The following is a 26,764-nucleotide window of genomic DNA, read 5'->3' as shown; positions in this document are numbered from 1 at the left end:
CGTCCTGTCAAGGACACCTCACCTTATGAAAATAAGGAAATGGAATTCAAAGTCATCAAACTTGATCGCAAACGTAATAATGTTGTGGTATCACGCCGCGCGGTACTGGAAGCGACACAAGGAGCAGATCGTGAAACCTTATTGTCGAATCTGCAAGAAGGTTCGGTTGTTCAAGGTGTAGTCAAAAATATTACTGATTATGGCGCATTCGTTGATTTGGGTGGAATTGACGGACTGCTGCATATTACTGACTTAGCATGGCGTCGCGTTAAGCATCCATCCGAAGTGGTCAATATCGGTGATGAAGTTACCGCCAAAGTGCTCAAGTTCGATCAGGAAAAGAATCGTGTTTCATTGGGCATGAAACAACTCAGCGAAGATCCATGGGTAGGTCTGTCACGACGTTATCCAGCACGCACCCGTCTATTTGGCAAAGTAACCAATTTAACCGATTACGGTGCTTTTATTGAAATAGAACAGGGTATTGAAGGGTTAGTGCATGTATCCGAAATGGATTGGACCAACAAAAACGTTTATCCATCTAAGATTGTACAACTGGGTGACGAAGTCGAAGTAATGATTCTTGAAATTGATGAAGAGCGCCGCCGCATCTCGCTGGGTATGAAACAATGTCAAACCAACCCATGGGATGAGTTTGCCACAAATCATGAGAAAGGCGATAAAGTCCGTGGCCAGATTAAATCCATTACAGACTTCGGTGTATTCATCGGATTACCTGGCAATATCGACGGTCTTGTGCATTTATCTGATTTATCCTGGAATCATCCTGGTGAAGAAGCTGTTCTTAATTATAAAAAAGGGGACGACGTAGAAGCGATCATTCTATCCATCGATGTTGAACGTGAACGTATTTCACTAGGTATCAAGCAGATGGAAGGAGATCCTTTCACCAGCTTTGTCGCAGAACACGATAAAAATAGCATCATTGATGGCACTGTGAAGTCTATCGACGCCAAAGGCGCTGTGATAGCATTGACCAATGAAGTGGAAGGTTATTTGCGCGCTTCCGAAGTTTCACGTGATCGCGTGGAAGACATACGCACGCACTTGAAAGAAGGCGATAAAGTCGAGACTATGATCATCAATGTGGATCGCAAAAATCGCACCATCAATCTGTCGATTAAGGCAAAAGATAAATCAGATGAATCCAGTGCCATGCAAAAAATTAAAGCGCCTGTCAATGCTGGAACAACCAGTTTGGGTGCTTTACTAAAAGCTAAAATGGATAGCAAGAACACAGAGCAATAAGGAAAATTCATGACGAAATCTGAATTAATTACTCGACTAGGGGCACGCTTCCCGCAACTAGTCACCAAGGATGCTGAGCTCTCAGTCAAGACGATTATCGACGCAATGGCAAAAAGCCTAGCCGAAGGCCAACGTATAGAAATACGCGGTTTTGGTAGTTTTGACTTAAATTATAGGCCGCCGCGTGTTGGCAGGAATCCGAAATCAGGTGAGAAAGTCAAAGTACCTGAGAAATATGTTCCGCACTTTAAAGCCGGAAAAGAAATGCGTGAGCGTGTTGATTATAAGGATACAAAAGGCAAGTAGCCGAATCAAATGCAGAGCACTTCTAAAGATTAGAAGTGCTCACTCAATGTAAAATTTACAGAAAATACTGTGTTTCAGAATGAGAAATTGGATCAGAATATATTTTTGATTGTTATAACTTTACATTCTTGAAATTCTAGACACGGATAGTCGAATCAAATGCTTAATTGACAATTCATAATTTAGTAATCTTCTATAAACCAGCTTGGTTTAAGCTTATAATTAATCACTTATTAACTCATCTGGGCTAAACTCATCATGATGAACGTAATCACTTGGCTTCTGCGCATCATAGTCTTTGTAATTCTGGCTGTATTTGCTTCGAAAAACTTACAACCAATCGAATTGCATTATTATTTCGACAAATCGATCGAACTTCCTTTAAGCGTAGCGCTTCTGATTTTCTTCGCACTGGGCACGCTTATCGCCCTTATCTTTGTGCGATGCCGTTGTTTCTCCCATAAATAAATTCCTCCCATGCATGACCCGCGCATCATAGTCGCACTTGATTTTTCCAGTGCTGAAGATGCGTTGAGGCTAGCTGGAAGACTTGAACCCCGCTTATGCCGCTTAAAAGTGGGCAAAGAACTTTTCACAGCAGCCGGACCGAATCTGGTAGAAAAGCTTATGCTGAAAGGCTTCGACATCTTTCTTGATCTCAAATTTCACGATATTCCCAATACCGTCGCCAATGCCTGCAAAGCAGCCGCTCATTTAGGTGTTTGGATGATTAATGTCCATGCGTTGGGCGGGCGAAAAATGTTAATGGCGGCACGTGAAGCCATTGCGCAAGGATCAACCAAACTGATTGCAGTCACTTTACTCACCAGTATGGATCAGAATGATCTCGCGGATATCGGATTACAAGGCAATCCTGAGCAAATTGTGGAGCGACTAACACGATTAGCCAAAGACTGCGCTTTAGATGGTGTGGTTTGTTCTGCATTGGAAGCAGCCAATCTACGACAACAAATAGGGAAAGATTTTTGCCTGGTTACACCCGGTATACGTCCATTCAATAATCAAGCAGATGATCAAAAAAGAATTACAACACCGAATCTAGCAATCTTAAATGGAGCCAATTATTTAGTAATCGGCAGGCCTATCACCAAAGCATCCGACCCTCTTATAGCTCTGCAACAGATACACGAAAGTATCATTCTCTAACCTTACTGCGCAGCAAAAAGCACAATTAACATTCTTATTAGTTAAGCATTTATATATTTTCATATCTATCGAGAATTGGAATAACACCCGGCCTGAAACGATCAATGTAAACATAATCACAACAAAATTGTTCGTAATCACTTTTTGTTTATTTGTTTAGCATTTCACTTTCTATTCTCTGGTGTCCCCAACTTAACTCAATTCATCTCGGCGAGTTAACTGAATTAAAAAAGCACTCTTGGCTTAGCCAAGAGTGCTTTTCTCCCTATCCTTACAACTTAAATTAAGATTTTTTCTTTATGAGAGAATGAAATCGCTTGAATTTACATCTGCACCAACAAGCCCAACAAGCAGAATCTGACCATCAAATGCATCACTCGTAATCAAAACACCATCACCACCATCAGTAAATGTCAAATCATCAATAGATGCTATACCGAAGAACGACAGATCAATGCGGTCATCAGTAACATCACCACCAAACTCACCGTCAGCAATTGATACGTTACCGTCAAATGCAGTTGAAAACTCAAATGTATCACGGAATCCAGTTGTAGCAATCAACTCAGATGCTTCATCATTGGTTGCATCATCATCAAAGTCAAAGTTTGCTGTCGCTGTATTACCGAGATTTGACAAGATAAATTTAGCACCATAACCCAAATTGTTTGCAGTCATTTCAAAACCACCTGTCTGACCCGTCAGATCAATTTCGGTAATCTTGGTGGTTGCATTATTTGCATTATCTGCATCAGTAATATCAGTAATAAATATATCGCCTGCACCTGTGAAAGACAGTGCCGTAACCCCATCAGTTTCGATTGCTGTGAAAGTTGTATCATCGGTATCAGCTGTAGTGTTTACATTAACTGTTTCTACGTCAGTAACATCAAGTGAATTTATTGCTACTGCAGCATCTGCATTGATTAAAACTGCAAGGGTGTCACTAGTTCCACTTGAACTTACAACTACACCATTAGTTGTTTGATCTGCTGTCACTTCAACTGTACCATCGCCAAGATTATCGATAGTTAAATCACCACCGGCTGTCACATCACCTGCTAATACAATTTTCGTAAACTCAAAATCAGCATTATCGAAAGTAACTGCCGCAGCTGCAGTACCCAATTCAAGTACTTCAAATTCAGTTTGTTCAGTCGCATCAAGACCTGCTGCGTCATCACCATCATCAAGCGCTAACGTATCTTCCCCATCACCACCCGTGACCGTATCATTAGAATCCAATGTACCCGTTAGGAAAGCAATTCTATCATCACCGGCACCTGCTTCAATTGTATCATCTGCAGTACCTGCAGTAATATCATCATCACCTGAACCACCGGTTACAGTCAGATCGGCAGCAGCAGCTGATAAATCAACTGTCAGGCCACCACTATTACCAGATGCATCTACTGTTTCGAGTGCAGTCACATCGACAACGGCCGTCAATGTTCCAGTTCCTGTCACCGTCAATCCAGTTATTGCTGTAAATGCTGAGACATCGACAAAGTTTTCACCAGTCGCAGCAATACTCATTGTTTCGATTGAACCCGCATCAGATGTTGAATCAACAACTGCATCGCCTGTGTCTTTACCAGCACCACTTACTGCCAACGCCAGATTATCATCAGTTCCAGTTACATCATCAAATGTATCGATATCAGTAGTTGAACTGGTACTTCTAATACCAAAAGTTGCTGCAATTGGAGCAGCGTCATAAGTCAAAGTTCTAGAAGATGATGAGGCATTATTCCAGATTTGCTCAGTGCCAGAGGTATCCGTAAAGTCAACAGTTGCATCATTATCAATATTGCGAATATTAATAATCTCCACATCTGTAATCGATGGAGTAGTAGTCGTTGCCGCATTCAGAACCACGTTCAATGTATCGTCACCACCAGATCCATTAATAATATCTGCATCTTCCAGACTATTTACTAAAGTGCCGGCACCATTATTCACTACGCCAGCGGTAAAGGTATCATTACCTGCACCACCTGTAAAAGTATCTGCGCCAAAGGTAAGTGCTAGCGACTCCCCTGCATTCGGCCCTTCACCAATACTATTCAGATATTCTGCAGCTTCTGCTTCAGTTGTTGGAGTGCTTGCAGATACACCCGCTAGTATTGATTGCAATTGAGCCAAGTCACTAGAAGAATGATCCCGAGAATATAGCTCTGCCACTAATGCTTTATTTGCCAACAATGCTGCTGTATCTGCAAACTCTGCTGGCAATGTCGCTGGATCTTGTGAAAGGAATGTCACTGCATCATAAATAATCTGACCAAATCCAGCACCAGACTCAATCTGTGCTGTAAAGTAAGCTTCTGCCTGAGAACCAGCACTTGCTGGATCGCTGTCAGCTACCACACCAAAATGATCCATTAAAACAGCAACCTGATCATCCACTGTAACCTTACCTGCCATAATACCATTGGTAAACAATGTGTTTGCAGCCAGCGCATCGGCTAATTGGCTAATGGTCATTCCGCCTTCAACCAGATTTGCCAACTCAGTTAGATTAGTACCACCCGGCGCTGCATCGAACAAACCCGCAACAACCTTCAGAATTTCTGTTTCCTGTGCATTCGTTATAGCCATGGGAGCTCCCTTGATAAAAAATTAAAAATAGTTACGAAAGTAAATTACTTGCAAGTTTTTCACTTTTCACTTTGTCTCTATGCAGCTTCTATGCAGCCAACAATCCATCTAGCAGAAGATACTACAAAAGCCAAGTTAAAGTACATTCTGCCGAAAACAAAACTGCTTTGCAAGTATGTGACTGAAGTTTACATTAAGTATGTTGCATATTTACAACATTGTAACAGCATTTGTTCATGCCAAAACTTTAAAAAGGCAAGTAAGAATGTGCCTTTTTACATCAATAGATAATTACTTCTACCTATTTATGCAGTATACGCAATCCGATTGTCGATATTGTGTGGCTATAATCACATATTTACTTTAATCATTTCTAGCAATCCGGTTAGCTTTGCACTTGCTGCGACTGGTTTGCGGTAGCCTATCATTTTTTCCGCTGTTATTTTTCGCTCAGAATCTGCGATAATATGCTATTCAATGCCCTATATTCAATTTCTTGCATCCGCCCAACACTACCTTTTTAGATAACTTTTTACGCCTCTGGCAACACCACCCCCTTATCTTTCAAATGATCAAGCGCGAGGTGATTGGCCGCTACAGAGGCTCGTTTCTTGGATTATTATGGACATTTGTCAATCCCATTTTGATGCTGGCCATCTATACATTTGTTTTCGGTGTGGTATTTAAAATACGCTTAGATCCACAGAACACGGATATATATGATGATAAATTTGCCTTTGCATTATTATTATTTACCGGATTGATTATATTTAATTTATTTTCCGAATGCCTTTCCCGCTCCCCTGGATTAATACTCGCGAATGTCAATTACGTCAAAAAAGTTATTTTCCCGTTGGAAATCTTGCCGCTGGTTTCTCTAGGTTCCGCGTTGTTTCATGCCGGAATTAGTTTTTTGGTGTTAGTTACTTTTATGCTGGTTATTGATCATCCCATTCATTGGACACTAATTTGTTTGCCAATCATCGTGCTGCCGCTGCTTTTACTCATCATGGGATTATCCTGGATGCTCGCTTCAATAGGGGTTTATGTTCGTGACATTGGGCAATTTATTGGCCTAATCTTGACGATGTTACTGTTTCTGAGTCCAATTTTCTATCCTGCTTCTGCATTACCGGAATCTGTTCGCGACTATCTTTTTCTCAACCCGCTCTCTTTTGTCATAGAGCAAGCACGAGCAGTAACCTTATATGGCCAACTCCCGGATTGGAGCGGTTTAGTTGTATATTATATGCTTGCGTCAATCGTTGCCTGGGCTGGTTTGATGTGGTTTATGAAAACACGTAAAGGATTTGCTGATGTCCTCTAATCCCGCCAGCCCTGAACCAGCTATTAGCGCTTTTAAACTATCAAAATGCTATCAACTGTATCAGCACCCGAAGGATCGTTTAAAGCAGTTCTTATGGCCGCACAAATGGTGGAGGCTCCGTCAATTTTATCGTGAGTTATGGGCGCTGCACGATATTGATTTGACTGTGATGCCAGGGGAAGTTGTTGGCATCGTTGGTCAAAATGGCTCCGGAAAGTCGACACTGTTGCAATTGGTTTGCGGCACACTGACACCCACCCATGGTGAAATAGAGGTAAGCGGCCGTATTGCTGCTTTGCTGGAGTTAGGTGCCGGCTTTAATCCCGATTTCACCGGCCGCGAAAATGTTTTAATGAGCGCCGCGATTATGGGATTCAGTCAATCAGAGATTGCCGACCGCATAGAAGATATTATTAATTTCTCCGGTGTCCGCGATTTCATCGACCAGCCAGTTAAAACTTATTCCAGTGGTATGTATGTGCGCCTGGCATTTTCCGTGGCGATTAATGTCGACCCGGATATTCTGGTTATTGATGAAGCGCTATCAGTCGGCGATGGCGCTTTCGCCCGAAAATCATTTGATCGCATCATGCAGATGCGCGATGCGGGAAAAACAATCCTATTCTGCTCACACTCGTTGTTTCAAGTTGAGTCTTTATGTAGCCGGGCTATCTGGATTAACCAGGGAAAAATCATTTTAGATGGCGAATCGGCGCAAGTGGTATCCGCTTACCAGACATTTCTGGATCAATGCATGACCGATTCCGTTCTTGAAACATCCAATACTCACAACAATGTTCCTGCATTTGACAAGAAACATACATCGGGTAGCGCCCGCCTAGAAAAAGTCAATCTTCTGACGGACGAGATCAACGCGCAGCATGCTATCATCACAAGCGGTCAATCCAACATCAAGCTATGGATCACCTTTGCTTCCGACCCCTCATTGCCTTGCCCCAATGTGGGAATGACATTACAAGCAAAAGATGGCCGCACGATCACCAGTGCGGCAACATGGGAAGACCAATTTAACGTACGACGTAATTCCGAAGGATATGGACAGATTTGTCTCAGACTGGATCAAATTCCACTACTCAAGGGCGAGTATCTGATCAGCGTATATTTACTCTGTGAGCGCGGTATACATCTTTATGATGCAGCAGAAAGTGTGGCAACTCTGCAGGTAAAACAAATCAGCCGTTTACAGGGATATTTTTCAATTCCTCATCAGTGGGAAAATAACCAGATTACTATCCATAATGACTAAGACGGTTAATCACAATTTGGCGCAAAGTACACGACACTACCGGCATACCGGTCATACCGCTTCAAGTGCCGCAGCATCACCCTCCCCTTTCAAGGATCTGACTTTTCCATTAAATGTCTATGCCCATGCTTTGCTGTTAGAAGAAGGCAAAGCCACCTATCTACATTATGGGTTGTTCCAAGATAACCAAACCAGCCTGCAGTCGGCACAGCAATTTTCTACCGATCTGCTGATAACCAGACTACCGCCGTCTCCTTGCCGTATTCTGGAAGTGGGTGTCGGTCTGGGCACTACGCTTACTCAATTAAATCAGCGCGGTTATGATGTCCATGGCATCACTCCCGACGCACAACAGATCGCTTATATTCAAAAAAACCTGGACTCAGAGGTTCCCGTAAGTTGCCATTCGCTGCAAGATTTTAAAGCCCAACCAGAAAGCTTTGATGTTGTGCTATTGCTGGAATCCGCACAATCAATAGAGCCATTGGTCATTTTTAATAAAGCACTCGATCTGCTCCCCCTATCCGGTGATTTAATCATTGTCGATGCGTTCGCATTGAAATACGATGAAGCAAGAGTGGAAGACCTTCATCTGCTTAATGACCTGGTAGCGCTCGCAGAACGATTTGGGTTTGAACTGGTTGAGCACGTGGATTTATCCACTCAGGCGGCGCCCACACTGGATCATCTGTTGCACATTACCGCAACGCACCGGCAAAGACTGATCAAAGATCTTTTCTTGATCGACGAGCAGCAACTCACTCAACTGGATGAATCGAACCGGAGCTATCACAAAAAGTATGCCAGCGGGCATTATGGTTATGCCTTGTTACATTTTAGAAAAAAAACCGTGCCTAAATGGCGCTTGCAAATCCTAGAAAAGAATCAGATCCAGGAAATGTTGGATTTATTTAAGAAAACATTCCATCACGACATGACACCGGCTACTTGGCAATGGAAATACGGCTCGCATTCAGGGGGTGAAATTGGTATTTGGCGGGACAATCAATTAATCGCGCATTATGGTGGTGTTAGCCGGAGAATTCTGTTCTTTGGCCAACCTCAAACCGCTGTGCAAATTGGGGATGTGATGGTAGACACCAGTGAACGCGGCATACTCACCCGAAAAGGCCCATTTTTCCTGATGACAGCAACCTTTTTAGAGCGCTACATCGGCTATGGCAAGCCCTATCTAGTAGGTTTAGGTTTTCCCAATGAGCGACATATGAAAATTGCTGTACGGCATGGATTATATGCTGAAGTTGGATGCCTGACTGAATTCTCCTGGAACATCCGATCACGTTTCCCGCTCTGGGGAACACGTCTGCATTTGATTGGTCAAGAACAAGCAGATTTTGCAAAAACTGCTGTCGATCAATGCTGGCAAAATATGGTGGCAGATTTGCAAACAGCTATCATCGGTGTACGCGATTGGCAGTATCTACAGCACCGTTACCTTAATCATCCCAATCAACAATACCAGATCATACTGGTGAGAAATCGTTTCAGTAACTATGCTCGCGGTATCCTAGTACTGCGCTATGATCCGGAAGGCTGTGAAATCGTTGATCTCATCGCACCGCTAGCCGAAATTCCACTATTGATTACGCATGCCAGACGGCTGGCTGGCATGCACGGCACCACACGAGTATTTTGCCGCATTACCGCAAACTTCGCCGACTATTTTGACGTTGCTGGCGGCACGCAACAAACGGTGAATATTCATATACCCGCAAACGCCTGGAGCAATGGGCCGTCCCCCGAAATACTAAAAAATCACTGGTGGTTGATGAGTGGTGATAAGGACTTCCGCTAAAAAGCCATCACCCAGGCCAGACCGCACTCAAGCTTGATAGTTGTTCATAGGCTATTCAGGTTAAAATAACGGCAGGATTGTGTTTCATGTAAATCATAGCAAACAAAAAAACCAACCGATAACTGAGATTTTCTTGGAAAACTTACTCGTTCCTAATCAGGCCATTACAAATATTCCTTGCACACTCGCACTTGTGTTTGCTCCTCACCCCGATGATGAGGTATTCGGCTGCGGTGGCGCCATTATGCGTCACATTGATCAGAATGTTCCTGTTCGCGTCATCATCGTATCCGATGGTGCGCATGGTGTAAGCGACGAAAATAAAACCGAATATACCCGGCAACGTCAGAGTGAAAGCATCACCGCTGCCCATACCCTCGGCTATGGCACGCCTATTTTTTGGCGATACCAGGACCGGCAAGTCTATTATAGCGAAAAACTCATTCAGGAAATTTTAACAGCCATTCATGAAACTGGCGCTGACTTGGTCTATGCACCATCGGTTTTTGAGATGCACCCGGATCATCGCGTGCTAGGGATGGCTGTCGTGGAGGCCATCAGAAGAATAGGCAAAGCAGTGCGCGTCGCATTGTATGAAGTCGGCATCCCACTGCGTCCCAATCTATTGCTTGATATCAGCGATCTGGCGGCACGCAAAACGGCCGCCATGGAATGTTTTGTTTCACAAATTGCAAGACAGCGTTACGACCAGCATATCACCGCACTCAACCGTTATCGCACCTATACCCTGCCCGCCAGCGTCACCGCAGCGGAGGCCTACATTGTGATCTCTGCTGAGGAGTTGTCCAATGATCCGCTCAAACTGTATCAGTCGGAACACACACGCCAAAAAGCCTTGGGATTAGTTTTGGACAGCAGCGACATGCCGTTGGTCAGTATTATCATTCGCAGCATGAATCGCCCTACATTATCCGATGCACTGGACTCGGTTGCCTTGCAGGTTTATCCGAATATTGAAGTGGTCCTCGTCAACGCCAAAGGTACGGATCATCGAGAAGTAGGCGAATGGTGTGGGCGTTTCCCGCTACGTATTGTTACGAGTGAAGAAGAATTTCCATTGCATCGTTCACGCGCTGGCAATGTTGGTCTACAAGCAGCCAATGGTGAATATCTATTATTTCTTGACGATGATGATTGGCTGGCACCCGATCACATTGCTAAATTGTCTGACGCACTGGCCGCACATCCAATCTGCTCCGCCGCCCATACGGAGATTGCTTGTATGGATAATGAGAAACAACCAACTGGCATGATCTTCAATCACTCATTTAATGCTTCTCTGTTAATGGCCAGCAATTTCATGCCTGTCCATTCTGTGTTGTTTCGCCGCACAATGCTTGAGTATGGCTGCCGTATGGACGAAACACTCGATCTTAATGAAGATTGGGATTTCTGGTTGCAGGTCAGCCTGCGGGGTGATTTTGTATTCATTCCAGAGATCAGTGCTTTTTACCGTATCCATGACAGTTCCGGAGTACATCGGCAAAAGGTTTTTTTCGGGGCGGCCTATGCTCGCATCTATGACAAGTGGCGTACCCTTTGGCCGGCCAAACGTCTGGCCAAGCTTATGGAAGATTTCTGGAATGCCTATGCAGCACAACGGGAGCTGGCTAACACTCAAACACAACTGACCAACACTCTGACAGAATTGGTCAATACACAGACACAACTGGCCAACACTCAATCGCAATTGGTCAATACACAAACACAACTAGCCGATGCTCAGACAAAACTGGCCGCTTGCCAGGTTAAACTGGATATCGTTTGTCATTCCCGCTCATGGCGTATTACCGCACCTTTACGCCAGATCAATCAGATGATAAGAAGCTTTCTGAATCGTCCATGAGTTTCCGTAATTTCGTTACTGAGGATCTGTTTAGAAACCAATGCACCCAGAAACCGCAGGTGATATTTTAGCGGCATTACAATTGAGTACGACGATAATAAACAACCCCATAGCCTACGCGTATAACTGGATAATCTGATCCTTGATTGCTTCCCAAGACCGCGCATGCGCGGTGGCTCTTCCGTTCTCGATTAGCGTTTCACGTAACTTAGAGTTAGATACCAACCGCTCAATGCACTCCTGCGCATGATCTATATCATTTTCTCGATACATTAAGCAATTTTCCTGGTCCCGAAGATACTCTAGATTTCCACCATTAGGTCGAACGACGACTAAACCTCCAGTTGCCATCATTTCTAACGGCGGATAGGAAAAACTCTCCAAGATACTTGTCTTTAGGAGAATGTGGCAATCGCGATAAACATCTGCAACTTTGTCATAGGAGACTTTATGCAAGAATTTCTCGAAGTGGTACCACGACTTTGGCCTACCTTGATAGCTAAGGTACCAGACCTCATACTTGTCACGACTTAAGCGATTAGCGATCCTGAAAGCCTCATCAATATTCTTGTAAGGGCTTTCGGAATCTCCTTCGATAAGTATTCTGATTTTTTCATTCGAGAAATCGCGAGCGCTATATTGGAAAAGCGCTAGATCGATACCGTTGGGAGCGTATCCAGCGTTCTGCTCAAAACGCTCCTTTAGCCACTTCTCACACCATCTGGAAATCGTGATGTACTTAAGTTTCGGAAACCGGCTATAGGTACTGTTCGCAACCAGTCGGAAAAAATCTCCCGGCTCGTAAAAATCGGTCTCGAAGTTCTGAACCAGGTAATAACAAACCTTTGCTCTAGCGTAGGCATTTCCCCATGGGCACGTGGACCAAAGTGTCGTGACGAGCTTATCGAAATATGCATCTACGATCGTACGCCTGGTTGATAGGGCAAAAAATCTCGCGCCAGCAAAATCTACGAATCCGGGCTCTTGGTCCTGCTCAGTCAAAAGCGTCACATCGAAGCCTGTGGAACGAAGCATCTGCGCGTGTTTCAACACTACGTTTACCCCTCCGCTGATATTCGTGGTGGGTAGCAAGAACGCAATGGAGGGCGCGAGCACTGTTCTCAGATAAGCTGCCAACTTATGGCCGGTTACAGCAGTGATATGTGTTTCCAGAGCCTTTCTGTGCGCATTTTCGGCTACGTTCAGAAGGAGTTCCGGGGACGAGACTAACTTGGTGAGCACTGCATACCACTCATCGAGGGTTTCGCACAAAAAACCGGTCTTACCGTCCTCGAGCATCTCTTGAAAGGGACCAAGTTTACTCGCTACGGTTGGCACCTTGACCAAAGCCGCTTCGAGCCATTTATTTTCCGATTTAGCTTCATTAAAAATGGAAGTTTCTAGAGGCACCAGATTCACGTCGGCCTTGGCAATCAATTCAGGAAGATCGGCCCAGTCCTGGAAGGACTGAACAATAATTCGATCACCGAACTCGGCAAATTGAGGTGGAACAGTGAGCACTCCCGCTAAAAGAAGTCGCACCTGGGAGTTTTCCCTAAGTAATCTTTGCAGGACGGGCTCGATCATACGAATGTCGTCGTTATGCGTAATGCTCCCGCTGAAATAACCCAGAACGACACAATCAGGTCTTGGCTTCTTGTTCTTAATGGCAGCAAGTGAAAGAACAAGCATTTTCTCAGAGGCAACATTCCGGTTGATAAATACACGTGGAACATAGTTCAAAAGTTCCGCAGCCAGTCGTGTGGTAGTCGTGATCGCACCATCGCAAAGCCGCAACAACTTTTGCATTCGCTCTACTCCATCGTTATACAGAATCAAGTCATCGCTGCTCAAACTACCAAGATATTTAATCGTCTGGGTATATTTTTGATCGATGACCAAGTCATCGATATCGAACAAAATCTGCTTGTTCAATTGTCTCGCCTCAGACACGAAACTCTCGATTTCCGGTGTGATGGGACAACGAAAAAAAACGAAACAACGATAGCACTGCGCCATCTCAGGTTCGAGAAGCTGATACCAGATCTTGTCGCAAGCCACTCCATTGAAATGTAGTTGCTCCATTTGATGATCGACACGATAGCGAGTGGGATGTGGCAGCGAGCAACCGCTGATAAATAACACGTCTTTAAAAGAAACCTGTTTGCTACGCAAGGAGTCTTTGAATACGAGACTACGGTGACGCAGGTACGCAAGCCCCCTTTCCAAAAAGACCTTCGTACCGCCATTTTTCAGCACGCGACGCGATGCATAATAAATTCTGATTAATTCGCCAAGCATATCCAATAGGGTTATTGTTTAATTGAGCAAAATTCGGTTATAGCGCACTTGCAACCCGAACGTCGTTGATCCACGAGTGACACGAGCTGTCAAAATAGACTTTGTTGAGCGCTTTACTGTCAAGATTAGTGCTGAGGGCATACTAAAATGGGGTTGACGTCAATCACCACCGGCACTCCAGATTCAACAATTGTATGGCCTGGATCATGCGCAGAAGCCCGCCGTGCCGCTTGGTAGAAAAACCATACCAAATGCGCATATAGGGAAAATAAACGCACCAATTGATAGGCACTGAAGTTACTGGAAATCAGAAAGAGTGTCAAACACAAATCCACGGCAGATTAACGCTAGAAGCCTGCCCAGAGATAGCCCAACAGCCAAAATTTTCACTGTCTGTTTGTATGTGGGTGTGATTTATTAGCATTGTTTACATCTTATTAAGATGGTATAAACATGAACATACACAACAAAACACGCTTCACGCAATATTCTATTGCATCCATCGCGACTTCTAAAAATGAAAGAAAATTTCTTTCTAGAAGCCATCTTTCTATGCTACTTTGCCAAGCCTTTTTGTTACTTTCATATTTTCTTATGGTGATTTACGCCCTTGCTGCTGAAATTCTAAATACGAATTGTTTTAATAAATTTGCTCCGCGCGCCCTGCACCTATCCCCGCGGCAAGACCACGGGGAATCGCAAGTTTAACGAAAACAAACGAACAGATATCACAAAAAATTCAGTAAACCTTTGACACAGGAAACACGTCAATCCGAATGAAAAATAGCTCTATAACCCCCCATTCCTCAGTCTGTGCCGTTATCGTCACTTACCATCCCGATCTTGGCGAGCTGGAAAATCTTTTTTCGGCTTTGGCAAAGCAAGTGACCGTAACCGTTATTGTGGATAATGGCTCTTCCAAGGATTGTGTCAGCTGGATTGAAACACATCAACAAGAAAACATTGTCTTCCTACCCCTCTCAGACAATTTTGGCGTAGCCGAGGCGCACAATCATGCAATCCGGTGGGCGCAAAAAAACAACATCACCCATGTAGCGCTTTTCGATCAGGATAGCCTCCCATTTCCCGATATGATCGAACAATTGTTGACCAGCGAGGTAAAATTGTTACAACAGGGTGAACGAGTTGCGGCAGTCGGCCCGCAATACCATGATCCGCGCCACCCAGAGCCAGCACCTTTTTTCCGCTTTGCGGGGTTGAAATCCATCAGAATCAACTGCAAAAAAGGAGAAAATGAACTTCATCAAGTGGATTTTCTGATTACCTCTGGTATGCTGATTCGACTTTCTGCCCTAGATGCTATCGGTATGATGGATGCTTCTCTGTTTATCGACTATGTGGATGTTGAATGGTGTCTGCGAGCCAGGAGCATGGAATATAACTGTTTTGGAGTATGCGCGGCAAGAATGAGCCATGCACTGGGAGATCGCGTGTTTTCGTGGCGAAACGGGAAGCGCATCATTCCAGTGCACAGCCCGTTACGCAACTATTATTTGATCCGGAATGCCCTTTTGCTTTACAAGAGAAATTATATTTCACTGACTTGGACTTTAAGCGATGCCTATCGGCTGGTGTTGAAATATGGACTTTTCTCGCTTCTTATACCACCACGATTCTCAAATTTCCGAATGATGACTCTCGGTCTGTGGCATGGAATACGCGGGATAAGCGGGAAGTTTCCTGGGCGCTGGCAATCACACCGATCAGAACCATAGATCTGAATCCAATTCATCGATCATTATAGGATCTAAGTAAATGCACTCTTCAGAGCATGAGTCCGCATCAGTTGTCGTAGTTAATCATAATGCCGGTTTGCTACTGACAGCTTGCATCCTTGCTGCGTTGGAACAAGCAAAACAAGTTATCGTAGTCGATAATGCTTCGTCAGATTCAAGTCTGGCGAATCTAAACACCAGGGTTCCAGCAGAAGCTCGTTTGCACATCATCCGACTGAGTAAGAATGTGGGGTTCGCTACGGGCTGTAATCTTGGCTATCAAGAAGCAACTTCCCCTTATATACTTTTCCTGAATCCCGACTGTATTTTAAGCACCGGCTCATTACAACGCATGGTTCAGGTATTGGAATCAGACCCTCACATCGGCATGGTCGGCGGTTATCTGATTAACCCGGACGGTTCCGAACAAGGTGGTGGCCGCCGCGCTATCCCTTCACCCTGGCGAGCGTTTGTGCGTGCCTTTGGTTTATATCATCTAGCAAGATACTGGCCACAGTTGTTTTTTGATTTTCATCTGGATAAACAGCCATTGCCACAATCTCCCATTGAAGTCGAAGCCATATCAGGTGCATTGATGCTGGTGCGGCGTGAAGCCATCGATGATGTGGGTTCCTGGGATGAAAATTATTTTTTACATTGTGAAGATCTGGATTGGTGCATGCGATTTAAGCAAAAGAACTGGAAAATTCTTTTTGTACCGAATGCTCTGGTTACCCATTTTCAGGGAACCTGCAGCCGTGCCCGGCCATTTTTTGTCGCATGGCATAAACATAAAGGTATGCTGCGTTTCTACCGGAAATTCTTTCAGGATCGATATCCTCGTGCTCTGATGGCTCTCGTTACGCTCGCCATATGGCTCCGCTTCGGTATCATTGTGCTACGCTATTCGCTACAAAATTGTTATAAGCTGCTGAAATCAAAACATGAGTGAGCGACATGTCGGATTGCTGGGCGCAACTAGCCTGATTGGTGGATGCTTGCTGAAGCAATTGATGCAAAATGATTGGCATGTCACCGCTTTTTCTCGCCGCCCGGTTACACAAAGTCATTCGCAAATTACTTGGCAACAGCTAGACACAACAACTCGATTACGAGTCTGTACAGAAAGAAATAATATCTCTGTTTGGATATGTGCGGCTCCAATTTGGATAATACCTGAGCAATTTGATCTCTTATCCGCCTATGGTGCTCGACGAATTGTTGTATTATCTTCCACCAGCCGTTTCACCAAGAATACGTCACCCGACCCGAGCGAGCAGAGAATTGCGCAGCAATTGATTGAAAGCGAGGAATTTGTGCAAACATGGGCGGCCACGCATGGGGTAGAATGGATTATTTTACGTCCGACACTGATTTATGGACACGGACAGGATAAGAATATCGCTGAAATAGCACGATTTATTCGCCGCTTTGGATTCTTTCCACTACTGGGATCAGCCAAGGGACTACGGCAACCTATTCACGTTGAAGATGTTGCTTCAGCATGTTATGAGGCACTAAACACTTTAAACTTGATCAATCGTTCCTATAATCTAACCGGTGAAGAAACTTTATCTTATCGTGAAATGGTTAAACGCATATTTGAGGCACTGAATCTTCCACCACGCATGTTGACGATACCGCTCTGGTTTTTCCAGATAGCAGCATGGGGACTTAACTATCTACCGCGTTACCGCAACTGGACATTTGCTATGGTGGAAAGAATGAATCAGGATTTAACATTCGACTGCTCAGATGCAAAGCAAGATCTAAATTTTTCCCCTAGATCGTTTAAACTGACGACCGAAGATATACCTGGTTAACAATCCGTTGAGAAACATACTCAAGGCAGCCGATACAAAGCAAAAATAGGCAGCATAAATAATTCAATACATTTCAATATTAAATGACTTACAAATCTTATGGCATTGATAAATGAAATTCAAATTTAAAACGCCTCAGAATGAAGTAGCGCAGGTGTTGACCAGCTTTAAGAAAGCCTTTAGAAACATAGGTGTTTTTAGTGCGGTTATCAATATGCTGATGCTCATGCCAGCCATTTATATGCTGCAGCTCTATGACAGCGTGTTAACCAGCCGCAACGAAATGACTCTGTTAATGCTGACACTAATCATGCTGGGCGCTTATATTTTCATGGGTGCTCTGGAATATGTGCGAAGTTTTGTATTGATTCGCGTTGGTGCTCAGCTTGATATGAAATTGAATAAGCGCGTCTATACTGCCGCCTTTGAGCAATGCTTAAAACAAGGTGAGAGCAATGCTGGTCAGGCGCTAAAAGATCTGACCAATTTGCGACAATTCTTAACTGGCAACGCATTATTCGCCTTTTTTGATGCACCCTGGTTTCCAATTTATTTATTCGTTATATTCATGTTCCATCCTGCTCTAGGTACTTTCGCCTTAGTTGGTACAACCATACTATTCATTTTGGCTTATATTAATGAAAAAATCTCACACAAGCCTTTAGCCGAAGCCAATTCAATGGCAGTCGCTTCGACCAATGTGGCGTCCAATAATTTGCGTAATGCCGAAGTAATTGAAGCCATGGGTATGCTACCCAATATCCAATCCCGTTGGTATAAGTTACACAGCCGCTTCCTTAACTTACAAGCTGAGGCAAGTGAGAAAGCAGGAGTTGTCACTGCACTGTCTAAATCTTTTACTGTGGCACTGCAGTCACTCATGCTGGGATTAGGTGCTTTACTGGTTCTAGATAACAGTATTACCCCCGGAATGATGATCGCTGGCTCAATACTATTAGGTAGGGCCATTGCGCCGGTTCAGCTATTAATCAGTGTGTGGAAGCAAATCGGCAGCACACGAAGTGCTTATGAGCGTTTGACCCAATTGCTCGAGCAAAATCCAGCCCGCGAAGCAGGTATGGCGTTACCTAAACCGAAAGGCGTGATTGCTGTTGAGAATATTACAGCGGCCCCCCCTGGTGGTAAAGTTGCAGTCATCAAGGGATTAACTTTTTCGCTAGCTGCCGGTGAAGTGCTCGGCATTATTGGTCCAAGCGGATCAGGAAAATCCACTTTGGCACGCTTACTAGTTGGTGTATGGCCAGCTGCTGCAGGGAAAGTAAGGTTGGATGGCGCGGATGTTTACCTCTGGAACAAGGATGAACTGGGCCCGCATATCGGTTACTTGCCCCAGGATATTGAATTATTCGCTGGCACTGTTTCTGAGAATATCGCGCGTTTCGGCGAAGTGCATGCGGATAAAGTTATTTTAGCAGCAAAACGAGCGGGTGTTCATGAATTGGTTCTGAATATGCCATCCGGCTACGACACACCGCTGGGCGATGGCGGAGCAGGTCTTTCAGGTGGACAGAAACAACGCCTCGGTTTGGCGCGTGCCATGTATGATGATCCATCATTGATTGTCCTCGATGAACCCAATTCAAACCTCGACGATGTGGGAGAGCAGGCGCTTCTAGCAGCCATCATTGATTTGCGTAAACGTGGAAAAACCATTGTATTGATCACACACCGCACCAGTATCATCAGCGCAACTAACAAGCTGTTATTATTACACGATGGCATAGCAAAAATGTTTGGTCCGACAAATCAAGTCTTAGAAACACTAGCTCAACAGCAGCAGCAGGCTCAGAAAGCACTTCTAGCACAACAAGAAGCCAAAAAACAAGCCGCTCAAAACCAGATGACTGAAACCACCCATGTAACTGACTCCAAAACTGAATAAACTAAGGCACACCCGTTCAATTACAAATTTAGAAAGCATCGATCATTGAGCAAGGATACTAATGAAGCTTGTAGCTGAAGACAATAAGACACCTATCAAGAATGTTCCAGTCGAACTATCTAATCAGGTCGAAACTGATGAAACACCACACACCAAACTTGGCTGGTGGATTGTTCTGGCAGGCTTTGGCGGATTTATTCTGTGGGCATCTTTCGCACCATTGGACAAAGGCGTACCGATCTCAGGCACGGTCACTGTCGCCAGCCACCTCCAGGCGGTACAACACCAAACTGGTGGCACTGTGGACAGCATTCTGGTGAAGGAAGGGGAGCACGTCCAAGTGGGCCAGATCCTGGTACGTATGAATGCCATTCAGATCAAAGCACAAACCGAGATAACCCGCAGCCAGCTTTATACTGCACGTGCAGTAGAATCACGTTTATTGGCAGAGCGTGATGGCAAAAACGAGATTAATTTTCCCTCAGAATTACTATCACTGCAAAATGATCCACGTGTTGCCAATAACATTGTTATACAAAATCAATTATTCACCTCGCGAAGATTGGCCTTGCAACATGAAATAGCTGCCCTTGATGAAGGTATTGCCGGTCTCAAAGTACAGCTGCGCGGACTTGAAGCATCAAAGGTCAGCAAAAACCAGCAATTGAAATTCTTGGAAGAGCAACTTGTGAATCTGCGTGACTTGGCCAAGGATGGTTTTGTACCCCGCAACCGGGTTCTGGAGCTTGAGCGTACCTATTCGCAACTAACAGGAGAAATTTCTTCGGATATCGGCAATATCGGCCGCACACAACGTCAGATAACTGAATTAGAGCAGCGCCGCATTCAACGGCAACAGGAATACCAGAAAGAAGTACGCCAGCAACTATCTGACATACAACGCGAAGCAGATAGCCTAAGCAACCGATTGAGTGGACAAGATTTTGAATTAGCTAACGCAGAGGTTAGAGCACCTGTTGATGGCATCATAGTGGGGATGAATGTATTTACTGAAGGTGGCGTAGTTGGACCAGGATTTAAGTTAATGGATATTGTTCCAAGTGATGATGTCCTGGTTATTACGGGCCAAGTACCCGTCCATTTAATTGACAAAGTCTATGTCGATCTTCAAGTAGATCTAATTTTCTCTGCACTCAATCAAAAGAAAACACCTAATATTCCTGGTACCGTCACTCAAGTATCCGCGGATCGCTTAATGGAGGAGCGAAGCGGCCTTCCCTATTACAATATGAAAGCCAAAGTGACTGCCGAAGGAATCAAACAATTGTCCGATCAACAGATTAGAGCGGGCATGCCTGTAGAGATATTTATTAGAACAGGTGAACGATCATTAATGAGCTACTTATTCAAGCCGATACTTGATCGTGCTCACTCAGCCTTAAGCGAAGAGTAGTCGCAATGATGTCCACACGTAAGAAAGTCTCTGTTTTAGTTTTTAGTATTCTATTTAATCAAGCTTGCCTAGCTCATGCATTCAGCTTATTAGCTGCTTATGAAGCTGCTTTAGAACATGATCCAACTTACCGCTCTGCTTACCATGAAAATGAAGCAGGACAGCAAGCAGAGGCCATTGGTCTTGCAAGTTTATTGCCAAATTTATCGATCACCCATGCACAAAGCAGAAGTACTGGAACACGAGATCCAGACCCGCTTAATCAGGCTCCTGGTGCAGTACCATTCAATTTTAATAGTCAAGTTAGCAGTCTGACACTACGCCAACCTTTGATTAATATGGAAGCTATCGCTGGCTACCGCCAGGGAAAAGCGCAGGCTGACTCCAGTCGCGCAAAATTTACCGGTCGCAGCCAACAGCTTGTAGTCCGGTTGGTAGAAGCTTATGTAAAAACCTTACTTGCACAGGACCACGTGAAGCTTGCTGAAAAACAACGCGATTCACTTGAAGAACTAAAACGCGTTAACGAACGTATGCTTCAGAAAGGCGAAGGAACCACTACCGATGTGCTTGAAACACAATCCAAGTATGCTATAGCACAAGCACGCGTTATCGAAGCGAATGATCAGTTGGAAAGCGCACAGCTCGAGATTGGAGCAATCGTAGGACAAAAAATAACCCATTTGGATCGCTTGTCTGATACATTCAGTGCCCAAGCTATCCAGTTGCAAGACTACGACACCTGGTATGCATTAGCGCTTGAGCGCAACTCTGAGTTAGTGACACAACGTCATACTGTGACGTCTGGCAAGGAAGAAATCAGGAAAAGTCACGCCGGTCACGCTCCTCGCGTTGATCTTGTTGCCAGCTTATCTCGCAACAAATCCGGATCATTTGTTACTGCAGGCCAAGAATTCCAACTGGCTACTGCGGGTATCGAGGTTAATATCCCTTTATACGCGGGAGGCCGCGTGAACGCTATCACTGCTCAGGCAAAGGCTAACCATGCCCGCGCAGAGGCCGACCTCGATGCAATCACTGATAAGGTACTTGTCGAGCTGCGCAAACAATACAATCTTTTGCAAAGTGGTGTCAAAAGAATCGAATCGCTAGAACTCGCTGTCAAATCCGCTGAATTACTTGTTGAAGCTACACAGAAAAGCATTCGGGGTGGGATACGGATTAATCTAAATCTCTTGGATGCTCAACAGCAATTACATACCGCTCGACGTGATCTTGCAGACGCAAGATATAATTATATGCTCGCATACCTTCGTTTACAGTTAGCTGCTGGCACACTCGCACTCGATGATTTAAGAAATATAGCAAGTTATTTTATAACTCAGAACTAATTGTAATCATCCCATGTTGAATAAAGCACTCCGCCACAAGCAAGCGTGGGATATTTTTAGCTGCGCTTCTCAATCTACTGGCTCTCAGCCAGCCTTCGCTATTGCGTTCCAGATAGCGGCGATTATCACGTAACGGTATGGGCGTGGCAAGCGTATATTCCGTCAGCATCGGTTCAATATGATTAATAATCACCGCTCCAATCACAATTCCGGCATCTTTAGCCGGGTGGTCCAGTCTTGAACATAACGCCTTATAGTAACTCTCGGACAACTCATCCCACGGTAGGCAATCTCTCAGTGTCGCTCAGCGAGTATGGGATCAAGAATACGCCTGGTAGCGTATCAAATCCTTCGAACAGTAGTTGCTTTTGGCTGATATAACGAACATAGTGAACGGGTTTTGGTATTAGTTGACATTGTTCTGTGCATTATTTTACAAAAAATACAGTATTATTAAATTTAATCAATTGTCTATACTTTCTTAGCAAGCTCTACATAACCAAACTCATTCTCTTTCCTTTCATTGCCCATCGATCTTTTTTAGATAAAGCGGGACAGTCACAAATGAGTTACTAGTACATGACCAATTGCATCTCTATAAAAAATCAATTGCTGGAATTCACGATAGCTTCTCTATCCCCCTGCCTAGTCATCATGAAAATGTAGCAGCTAATCCCAGCAAAAATAGCTCATAGCCAATTAATGCACTGTACCCAATTAAAACCATATATTTAAGATGCCTCACCCGTATTCCTCCAATCAACTGAACGTTATGGTGAATGACAAGCAATATAAGCGCCATCGATGTAAGTGCCAACTTGAAAGCAACGAATTTCTCCACATTGTCTTCTATAAGAATCGCCATTAACCAATTAAGTTCTTCACCACCATTAGCTAAGATGTTTAAAGTAAAAAAAGCGTCACCAATACTCAAGAATAGAATAGCGATGGTACCCAGCATCAAATGTCCTGCATAATAATCCACATACACTGCCTCACCTCTATTCGTTGTTCTACGTCCACCAACTCTCCGGCCAGTCTTTATTCCCAAATGAAAAGGACAGAAAAAAGGCATACCTTGACGACGATCTTGGCTTCGATTGTTAGAAATATTAGCCATACAACAAACCCCACATACATTATTTAATCATATAATAGAAAAGCTACTTTTCACCCCGAGACAAAATTACTCATCGGATAATAAATAAAGTTACAGGATCTCCCATAACAAATAGCCATTCCCACTCTAAATACCATACAGCCAGGAAAATGTAAAGTCGCTTCCTAAGAACTGCAACCGGGTAAAGAAACCACTTCATTATTTAAATACACAATCATTAACAATAATCAATAAATAATAAATAATAAATAATAAATAATAAATAATTCTTTTTATCAATAGGTTAAAAACAATACTCATACTTATTACAATTCTATCTTATGAGAGGCAGTGGTTGATCCATAAAAAGAATATTGACATTAGACCCCATAACAAGTTGTAATACGCGGTTCCATTGACTAAATAAATTTAGAGAGAAAAATGAAACGTACTTATCAGCCCTCAGTTACAAGAAGAAAGCGTACGCATGGGTTTCTTGTGCGCATGAGAACACGCGGCGGCGCTGCGGTGATTCGCGCTCGTCGCGCAAAAGGTCGCGCTCGATTGAGCGTTTAACTTTATTGGATAAAAATTTTCATTTTTAGATTTGTTGAAATTCATACCCTACCGATAAATTGCAGATTACATAAATCAACAGAATTTACTGCAATAATTAATTTAAAATATCAGGTTAGTGGTGATTTAATCCAGATTTATATGAAACCGAATCGGCTTGGTTATGCGCGGCTTGGATTAATTGTTTCAAAGAAAATTGAACGGCATGCAATTAAGCGCAATCGGATTAAACGTATACTGCGAGAGACATTTCGTAGAAACCGGTTCAATGATGAAACAAATGAAATAGATTGGGTAATACGATTACGACGTTCTGTTGCTAAGAATGAATCGATAAAACTGGCCACTGAAACGCGATTATTAATGCACCAGCTACAGCAATGTCACGGTTAATTATCGCCTTTATAAAATTCTACCAGTACGGTATCAGCCCACTTTCGGCACCTTCATGTCGTTTTAGTCCAACCTGCTCACAATATGCCTGTGAGGCATACGAAAAATATGGGCTATTGCATGGAACACGATTAAGTATCTGGCGCATTCTGCGATGTAACCCTTGGAGTAAAGGTGGTTATGAGCCGGTTCCCTGATCAAGCATTAATTTCCGCGATCGCATATAGAAAATTTACTACTTTATTCCTACAAAATTATCGACAACGTAGCTCTGCCATACAATGAAAATACAGCAAAGAACCCAATTGCACGATCAATTGACCTGCATCGCACACAAACAGCTTTGTCGAAAAAAACCTACCTGATCAGATAAATAATGGAAACAAAAAAACTTGTACTTATTATCATTTTCTCAACCTCATTACTTTTTCTGTGGGACGCGTGGCAAAAAGAACTATATCCGTCCGCTTCACAAGTAATGCCCGGAGCAGTCTCGAATTCATCAAATCAGCGCCATGACCCATTACCAGTGCCAGGCGATGAATTGTCTTCGTCAACCGGGGAACCTGGAATTTCTTCCGGAATAGAAAATGGCAATCCATCCGTAACGCCTAATTTATTCACAATAGGGGAAAAAATTCACATCAAAACGGATATGGTCGTTGCTGAAATTGACACAGCAGGCGGCGATATACGGCAACTTGGTTTAATCCAACACCCATCCAGAGAGGATAAAAATAAACCATACGAACTATTATTGGATAAAACCGCGCGATTTCATGTTGCGCAATCAGGATTGATCGGCGACGGATTACCTAATCACAAAACAAAATATACGATAGATTCGAATAATTATAGCTATGAACTTGAGCCTGGTCAGGACAAGATAGTGATACGTCTTCTGGCCCCTGAAATGGATGGTATACAAGTAGCCAAGATTTATACCTTCCATCGCGGCAGCTATGTGATAGATGTCAATTTTGAGATAGAGAATCATAGTGATACTACAATTATCCCATTCTCATATTTTCAGATGTTCCGGGATGCAAACGACCCTACAGATGCCAGCACAATGGTTCACTCCTATACAGGAGCTGCAATGTATACGGAGGCGGATAAATTTCTAAAAATTAAATTTTCTGACCTGGATAAAAATAAAGCAGAATACCCAACCAATGCAGATAATGGCTGGATAGCTATGCTTGAGCACTATTTCTTGACTGCCTGGCTACCTGCACAGAATACGCCCCGTGAGTATTACGCAAAACAACTGGCGCCTAACCAATATACAGCCGGTGTTATTGCACCACTTGGTACGATTGAACCAGGGCAAACTAAAAACATAACAATGCCTTTCTACGCAGGCCCTCAGGAGCAAAATAAACTTGCTGAGCTGGCACCGGGACTTGAACTTACAGTTGACTATGGCTGGTTGACAGTACTTGCTGTGCCATTATTTTGGTTGCTTTCTTTTTATCATTCGTGGACAGACAACTGGGGCGCAGCAATTATTCTCCTGACATTGACTGTCAAATTGATATTTTTCCCATTATCTGCAGCTGGCTATCGCTCCATGGCTAAACTGCGGGTAGTCACTCCTAAATTGCAGCGAATACGTGAACAATACGCCAGTGATCGTCAGCGTATGCATCAAGCGATGATGGAGTTTTACAAAGAAGAAAAAATTAACCCGATGGGCGGCTGTTTGCCAATTTTAGTCCAGATTCCCGTATTTATTGCTTTGTTTTGGACATTAATGGCTGCTGTTGAATTGCGCTATGCGCCGTTTGCATTATGGATCACTGATATGTCTGTACCTGATCCGTATTACGTACTCCCGGTAATTATGGGCGTATCAATGTGGATTCAGTCTAAACTCAGCCCAACGCCTGCAGATCCAATGCAGGCAAAAGTAATGCAGATTATGCCGATTGCATTTAGCATTTTCTTTTTCTTTTTCCCGTCTGGACTTGTACTTTATTCACTCTGTAACAACATCCTTTCAATTACCCAGCAATGGCAAATAACGCGGATGTACGAAAACAAAGCTGAAGAAGAAGCTAATAAAGACAAAAATAAGAAAAAAAGAAAAGATAAACCAGAACCGCCTAAAGAAGAACTTCAGCTGCCTGCACCCTCTGCTGTGGGAGATAAAAACACTGTCAAGGAAGAAGTAATATCTACTGAGGATACTGAGCAGAACGATACACTGCAATCACCTGCCACAGTGCCCACTAAAAATAAAGTGCCAGCAAAAACAAAAAACACACCTGTTGGCAAGAAAACAAAGAAAAAATAGCGCATCAATTACCGGTTATTTAGCATCATGAATAACCGGTAATTTAAAGTAGTATCCATGGAGACTATTCATAGTAAGCCCCGATATCATTGCAGCAATCGCAACACCTCCTGGCAAAGGCGGAATTGGCATAATACGTATTTCCGGCAGCAATCTGCAACACTTGGCTGAGACGATACTGGGGAAAATCCCAGAACCGCGCTACGCCTGCTTCGGCAAATTTCTGGATGCTAATAGTCAGATCATTG

Annotated in this window: 23 protein-coding genes and 1 pseudogene; 19 read left to right on the top strand and 5 right to left on the bottom strand. The window is 43.8% G+C overall.

Translation table 11 applies throughout. The features are described 5' to 3' along the window. The 4 genes from rpsA to pyrF all read left to right on the top strand — a co-directional run. The coding region (rpsA, locus tag K2P83_RS04130) for a 30S ribosomal protein S1 (RefSeq protein ID WP_292926610.1) at positions 1-1,269 on the top strand (1,269 nt) is incomplete at its 5' end. Between the two features lie 9 nt (positions 1,270-1,278). After that, a complete protein-coding gene (locus K2P83_RS04125; RefSeq protein ID WP_292926609.1) occupies positions 1,279-1,575 on the top strand; it encodes an integration host factor subunit beta in 297 nt (98 codons plus the stop codon). 258 nt (positions 1,576-1,833) lie between these two features. After that, positions 1,834-2,043, top strand: a complete 210-nt coding sequence (locus tag K2P83_RS04120; protein ID WP_363279364.1) for a LapA family protein — start codon at positions 1,834-1,836, stop codon at positions 2,041-2,043. A 9-nt stretch (positions 2,044-2,052) separates the two neighbouring features. Next, the gene (gene pyrF / locus K2P83_RS04115; protein ID WP_292926608.1) at positions 2,053-2,742 is read left to right on the top strand and encodes an orotidine-5'-phosphate decarboxylase; all 690 of its coding nucleotides are present in this window, start codon (positions 2,053-2,055) and stop codon (positions 2,740-2,742) included. Positions 2,743-3,039: 297 nt separating this feature from the next. On the opposite strand, the gene K2P83_RS04110 is transcribed toward pyrF, so the two are convergent. Further along, positions 3,040-5,343: a hypothetical protein gene (locus K2P83_RS04110; RefSeq protein WP_292926607.1), complete on the bottom strand. Its 2,304-nt coding sequence runs from the start codon at positions 5,341-5,343 to the stop codon at positions 3,040-3,042. Between the two features lie 568 nt (positions 5,344-5,911). On the opposite strand from K2P83_RS04110, the gene K2P83_RS04105 reads away from it, so the two are divergent. The 4 genes from K2P83_RS04105 (at position 5,912) to K2P83_RS04090 (ending at position 11,620) form a co-directional block, all read left to right on the top strand. Then, the gene (locus K2P83_RS04105) at positions 5,912-6,670 is read left to right on the top strand and encodes an ABC transporter permease (RefSeq protein ID WP_292926606.1); all 759 of its coding nucleotides are present in this window, start codon (positions 5,912-5,914) and stop codon (positions 6,668-6,670) included. Further along, positions 6,660-7,937 carry an ABC transporter ATP-binding protein gene (locus K2P83_RS04100; RefSeq protein WP_292926605.1) on the top strand — a complete coding sequence of 426 codons (1,278 nt, stop codon included), beginning with the start codon at positions 6,660-6,662 and terminating at the stop codon, positions 7,935-7,937. Before K2P83_RS04105 ends, K2P83_RS04100 begins: the two co-directional genes overlap by 11 nt. Further along, positions 7,930-9,753, top strand: coding sequence for a GNAT family N-acetyltransferase (locus tag K2P83_RS04095; protein ID WP_292926604.1), 1,824 nt, complete (start codon positions 7,930-7,932; stop codon positions 9,751-9,753). The genes K2P83_RS04100 and K2P83_RS04095 overlap by 8 nt, the downstream gene beginning before the upstream one ends. Before the next feature lie 133 nt (positions 9,754-9,886). After that, entirely contained in the window at positions 9,887-11,620 is a 1,734-nt protein-coding gene (locus tag K2P83_RS04090; protein ID WP_292926603.1) for a PIG-L family deacetylase, read from the top strand. Between the two features lie 114 nt (positions 11,621-11,734). Here K2P83_RS04090 and K2P83_RS04085 read toward each other — a convergent pair whose 3' ends face one another. Together K2P83_RS04085 and K2P83_RS04080 are read right to left on the bottom strand one after the other, a co-directional pair. Then, on the bottom strand, positions 11,735-13,795 hold the full coding sequence (locus tag K2P83_RS04085) for a glycosyltransferase (protein WP_292926602.1): 2,061 nt from the start codon (positions 13,793-13,795) through the stop codon (positions 11,735-11,737). A 251-nt stretch (positions 13,796-14,046) separates the two neighbouring features. Then, the gene (locus K2P83_RS04080; RefSeq protein WP_292926601.1) at positions 14,047-14,244 is read right to left on the bottom strand and encodes a hypothetical protein; all 198 of its coding nucleotides are present in this window, start codon (positions 14,242-14,244) and stop codon (positions 14,047-14,049) included. 453 nt (positions 14,245-14,697) lie between these two features. Here K2P83_RS04080 and K2P83_RS04075 point away from each other — a divergent pair, with 453 nt between their 5' ends. The 6 genes from K2P83_RS04075 to K2P83_RS04050 all read left to right on the top strand — a co-directional run bounded on the left by K2P83_RS04075 (position 14,698) and on the right by K2P83_RS04050 (position 22,149). Beyond that, positions 14,698-15,657: a glycosyltransferase family 2 protein gene (locus K2P83_RS04075; RefSeq protein WP_292926600.1), complete on the top strand. Its 960-nt coding sequence runs from the start codon at positions 14,698-14,700 to the stop codon at positions 15,655-15,657. 40 nt (positions 15,658-15,697) lie between these two features. After that, positions 15,698-16,609, top strand: coding sequence for a glycosyltransferase family 2 protein (locus K2P83_RS04070; protein ID WP_292926599.1), 912 nt, complete (start codon positions 15,698-15,700; stop codon positions 16,607-16,609). Then, the gene (locus K2P83_RS04065; RefSeq protein WP_292926598.1) at positions 16,602-17,480 is read left to right on the top strand and encodes an NAD-dependent epimerase/dehydratase family protein; all 879 of its coding nucleotides are present in this window, start codon (positions 16,602-16,604) and stop codon (positions 17,478-17,480) included. Before K2P83_RS04070 ends, K2P83_RS04065 begins: the two co-directional genes overlap by 8 nt. A gap of 112 nt (positions 17,481-17,592) precedes the next feature. After that, complete coding sequence (locus K2P83_RS04060; protein WP_292926597.1) at positions 17,593-19,383, top strand: type I secretion system permease/ATPase; 1,791 nt, start codon at positions 17,593-17,595, stop codon at positions 19,381-19,383. 61 nt (positions 19,384-19,444) lie between these two features. Beyond that, entirely contained in the window at positions 19,445-20,797 is a 1,353-nt protein-coding gene (locus K2P83_RS04055; protein WP_292926596.1) for an HlyD family type I secretion periplasmic adaptor subunit, read from the top strand. Positions 20,798-20,802: 5 nt separating this feature from the next. Next, positions 20,803-22,149: a TolC family outer membrane protein gene (locus tag K2P83_RS04050; RefSeq protein ID WP_292926595.1), complete on the top strand. Its 1,347-nt coding sequence runs from the start codon at positions 20,803-20,805 to the stop codon at positions 22,147-22,149. On the opposite strand, the gene K2P83_RS04045 is transcribed toward K2P83_RS04050, so the two are convergent. Together K2P83_RS04045 and K2P83_RS04040 are read right to left on the bottom strand one after the other, a co-directional pair. After that, positions 22,133-22,420 (bottom strand): hypothetical protein, encoded by a 288-nt coding sequence (locus K2P83_RS04045; RefSeq protein ID WP_292926594.1) that lies wholly within the window; start codon positions 22,418-22,420, stop codon positions 22,133-22,135. The two genes, K2P83_RS04050 and K2P83_RS04045, sit on opposite strands and share 17 nt — an antisense overlap. Positions 22,421-22,801: 381 nt before the next feature. Continuing rightward, positions 22,802-23,269: a DUF5658 family protein gene (locus tag K2P83_RS04040; protein ID WP_292926593.1), complete on the bottom strand. Its 468-nt coding sequence runs from the start codon at positions 23,267-23,269 to the stop codon at positions 22,802-22,804. Between the two features lie 420 nt (positions 23,270-23,689). Here K2P83_RS04040 and rpmH point away from each other — a divergent pair, with 420 nt between their 5' ends. The 5 genes and pseudogenes from rpmH to trmE all read left to right on the top strand — a co-directional run. After that, positions 23,690-23,824 (top strand): 50S ribosomal protein L34, encoded by a 135-nt coding sequence (rpmH, locus tag K2P83_RS04035; RefSeq protein WP_090317686.1) that lies wholly within the window; start codon positions 23,690-23,692, stop codon positions 23,822-23,824. Between the two features lie 9 nt (positions 23,825-23,833). Continuing rightward, positions 23,834-24,217, top strand: coding sequence for a ribonuclease P protein component (gene rnpA / locus K2P83_RS04030; protein WP_363279366.1), 384 nt, complete (start codon positions 23,834-23,836; stop codon positions 24,215-24,217). Then, on the top strand, positions 24,205-24,414 hold the full coding sequence (gene yidD, locus K2P83_RS04025; RefSeq protein WP_292926592.1) for a membrane protein insertion efficiency factor YidD: 210 nt from the start codon (positions 24,205-24,207) through the stop codon (positions 24,412-24,414). The genes rnpA and yidD overlap by 13 nt, the downstream gene beginning before the upstream one ends. A 179-nt stretch (positions 24,415-24,593) precedes the next feature. Continuing rightward, positions 24,594-26,516 (top strand): membrane protein insertase YidC, encoded by a 1,923-nt coding sequence (gene yidC, locus K2P83_RS04020; protein ID WP_292926591.1) that lies wholly within the window; start codon positions 24,594-24,596, stop codon positions 26,514-26,516. Between the two features lie 70 nt (positions 26,517-26,586). Then, positions 26,587-26,764 (top strand): annotated as a pseudogene (gene trmE, locus K2P83_RS14300) (tRNA uridine-5-carboxymethylaminomethyl(34) synthesis GTPase MnmE); the annotation flags it as partial.

This window comes from Nitrosomonas sp. (assembly GCF_019752415.1).
GTDB lineage: Bacteria > Pseudomonadota > Gammaproteobacteria > Burkholderiales > Nitrosomonadaceae > Nitrosomonas.
Note: the sequence above shows the minus strand (reverse complement) of the source record. Positions and strands in the feature narration are given on the sequence as shown.